Source organism: Frankia sp. CcWB3, assembly GCF_977927595.1.
Map to the genome: position 1 here is coordinate 15,465 of NZ_CDWRCK010000065.1, position 3,654 is coordinate 19,118.

Sequence of the window (3,654 nt, forward strand, 5' to 3'; positions counted from 1 at the left end):
CGGCGCAGGCGGCGCGGCCTCAGCAGCGCCGGATAGCCGTTCTCGTCGGATCGTGGCCGTAGCCGGAACCGGGCGGGCAGCACCGCGAGCACGACCAGCACCACGACCAGCAACAGCCCCACCACCAGGTTGCGGCGGTATTCCGCACCGAGCGCGTTGTCGATGACGATCGTGCCGCCGGCGCCGGCCGGGACGATCCAGCCCTGCTGCCAGCCGTCGAGGCGCAACGGGGTCAACGCCGCGCCGTTCAGCTTCGCGGTCCACGAGGAGTTGGCGTTCTCCCGGACGGCGAGGAAGGCGCGGCCACCGGCGCCGATCTGGACCGTCCGGTGCTCCGCCGTCCACTCGTGCACCGTCGTCGCCCGCGGCGTGGCCGCTCTCACCTGGGCGCCCGATCCGACCAGCGCGATCGCGTCGACGAGGATGGAGGTTGGCCCCTGGTCAACGCCGAGCAGGTGCGGCCCCGCCGAGAGCCGCAGCGTGCCGCCGTCGGTGCACAGCGACACCCGCACCGGCCGCACCGAGGTGACGTCGCTCTCCCGGCCGGAGATCCGCAGGGGGTAACGGGTGCCGTCAACGACCAGGGTGGGGCCCCGGCCGCAGTCGACCAGCAACGGAGTGTCACCCGCTGGGGGTGTCCCCCGCGGCGGGGGGATGAAGCTCGCCGAGCCGCTCATCGTGAACGTCATGTCCCGGGGCACCTCGAAGCGCCGGGACAGCGCCAGCTCCTCCGAGCCGCCGAACGGCTGCGCCGGGTCGACCCGCGCCCAGGCCATCGAGAAGGCGACCAGCCCCCCGTCCGGCGCGGCGAAGCGCCGGGCCACGTCGGTGGGGAGCTGCGCGTAGTGACGGAAGGTGACCCCGGGGATGGTGATCTCCCGAATACCGGCGCCGAGGGTGTCGTCGGTCTCCTGGCCGACCCGCGCGAACGTGATGCGGTACCAGCGGCTCGGCCCCGCCGGGACGGCGAGGCGCTGGATGTCCTCCACCGGACGCACCTCGGTGACCACCGAGCCCGCCTCACTGGACACCCGCAGCGCCTCGACGGCCGGCCGCCACGAGCCCTCGGACAGCAGCCGCACGTCGAGGTAGGGCACGGTCATCCGCCGGCCGACATCGAGCTGGATCCACTGCCCGGCCGACGTCGTGCCCTTCGTGCGCTGTGCCGTCCACGCGGTCGCGGCGAAGCCGTCGACGGCCGCTGGTGGCGCGAGGTCCGGCGCGGCGAGCAGGTCGTAGCCGTAGGAGGACGCGGTGACGGACATGCCGCCGACGTAACCCGCGACCGTCTGGTGGCCGGCGACGTCGGCCTCGGCCCACTGGTGGGGCTCCCCCGTCTTGCCGACCGCGGTGCCGGTGGGCCCGAGGAGGTACGAATCGGCGTCGTGGACGAGTCCGAAGGTGCTGTCGCGCCGGGTCAGGGTGTCCGTGTCGACCCAGGCGGTCGTCGGGCCGATCACCTCCCCCGGCGCAACCTTGATCGCCGCCGGGCTCGTCGAGGACGTCACGGCGGCGGAGGACAGATCGGCGAGGTCCGCGGCGAGCACGGCGGCCCGGTCGCTGCTCAGCAGGCCCTGCCCGGCGAGCTGCACCGTCGCCTCCGGGCCGCCGGAGACGACGACGGCGGTGTCCGCCGGGTAGGAGTCGACAAGCTTCGCGCCGCCCGGGACGGTCCAGACCTCCAGCGCGGGTACCCGCGCGGTCGGGTTGCACAGCTCCGGGACGAGCCGCTCCTTCGCCGAGGCGCGCGCCGGCACCTGCGGGCCGAACGCGGCGGCCAGGGTGAGACCGGAGGAGCGCAACGCCCGGTGGAGCTCGTCGGTGGACGGGGGGACGTCCCAGTTCTTCTGTTCCAGGTCGTTACGCAGCAGGATCTGGCCGATCCCGGCCCGGGCCAGCGCCGGGGCGAGGCCCGCGGCGGACCCGGTGGCGAGCTGGCGCTCGATGCCGTCCATCAGCCGGGTCACGCCCGTGCCACCGAGCGGGATCAGGCTGCGGACCCCCCACGGCGTGCGGGCCAGCCACTGCAGCGGCTCGTCGAGCGGCCGGCCCCACTCGTACTCGGCGAACGGCGAGCCGGGCAGCACCAGTGCCCGGCCGTCCTGGGGATGGGCGGCCAGCCAGTCCGCGGCGGCCACCCAGTAGTCGGGCACCCGGGCGAACGGCCGGGGCTGCAGCGCCCTGCCGGCGAGCGCCGGCGTCATGCCGCAGACCAGCGCGGCCACGGTCAGCACGACGGGGACGTTCACCGCGGCGGTCGCGATCATGTCCGCAGCCCCGCCGTGCCGGTGGGAAGCCCCGCGGGTCGTCCATCTCCGCACACGGGCGGTGAGGCTGACAGGTCGGACCGTCAGGGCGTGCGCGATCCCCAACGCGATCGGCAGCCGCACCACCGGCTGGAACTTGTAGACGTTGCGCAGGAAGCCCAGCTGGTCACCGAGCAGGTCCCGCACCGCGCCCGCCAGCGGGCTGCCCGGATGCCCCGGATAGGCCGCGGCCACCGAGACCGTGCCGGCGGCCAACGTCACCAGCAGGAACCGGCGGGCGGGCAGATCGGCCCGGGACAGCCCCCACAGCCCGATCGCCGCCACGGCTGCCGATCCGATGATCGGCACCGGCCGGGACACGTACTCGGTGGCGGCCGGCAGCCAGGGCCTGGGCAGCTGGACGTACGCCAGCCAGTCCGTCGCGCCGCGCAGGGCTTCCGCCACCGACGTCGTCGCCGTGGTCGTCTGGGCGGTCTCGGTGAACGCGAGGAAGTCCAGCCCGTAGCGAGCCTGCACCATCAGCGCCAGCAGCCACCAGGCCGAGGCGAGGATGACGGCGACGACCCACCAGGCCCGCAGCGCCCAGGCCCGGCGGGTGCCGCCGGCGAACACGAGGACCACCGCCGGACAGAGCAGGACGCACAGCGTGACCGTCGCATTGATTCCGCCGGTGCCCAGGATGGCGAGTCCGGACAGGGCGGCCGCCCGTCGCGGGGACAGCCGCCGGCCCGGGTCCAGGGCGGGATCGTCAGCAGCATCGACATCATCGGCCGCCGTGGTACTGATGGTCGTGGTGGCGGCCGTGGTACTGGTGGCGGCGGCCGTACCGGTGTCGGCGCCGAGGGCGCCGTCCGGACGCAGCGCGAGGATGAGCGGCAGGGTGATCCACGGGAGCATGGCGGCGCCCGCGAGCGCCACGGAGGTCGCCCCGATCTTGCCGAGGAACATCGGGGACAGGGTGTAGGCGAGTCCGGCGAGCACCCGGGTGTGCGGCACGCCGAGCCGCAGGGCCTCGGCCAGCCGCACGACCCCCCAGGCGGAGACGGTGAGGATCAGCGCGATCCACAGCCGCTGGGTGATCCAGGCGGGTATCCCGAGCAGGTCACCGGCGCCGAAGAACGGTCCCATCGGGAACAGGTAGCCGACGTACTGGTTGGGCAGGTAGCCGAACTCGGCGAGGGAGTTCCACAGATGGGTGGCCCGCCCCATGAAGCCCCACGGGTCGAGGGGGACGTCCAGCTTGGTGTCAGCGGTCAGCTTGCCGGGGGCCTGGAGCAGAGAGAGCACCATGAAGCCGGCGGCCATGCCGAACAGGGGCCACCGTGACGTCCGCGTGTCGCGGCGACGCGGCGACGGCCGGGGCTGCGACGGCCGGGGAGGGTGACGG

General features: G+C 74.2%; 1 protein-coding gene. It reads right to left on the reverse strand.

The window, feature by feature from the left end:
- The coding region (locus ACY5KJ_RS07580; RefSeq protein ID WP_462203058.1) for an alpha-(1->3)-arabinofuranosyltransferase domain-containing protein at window positions 1-3,557 on the reverse strand (3,557 nt) is incomplete at its 3' end.
- Window positions 3,558-3,654: the final 97 nt, after the last annotated feature.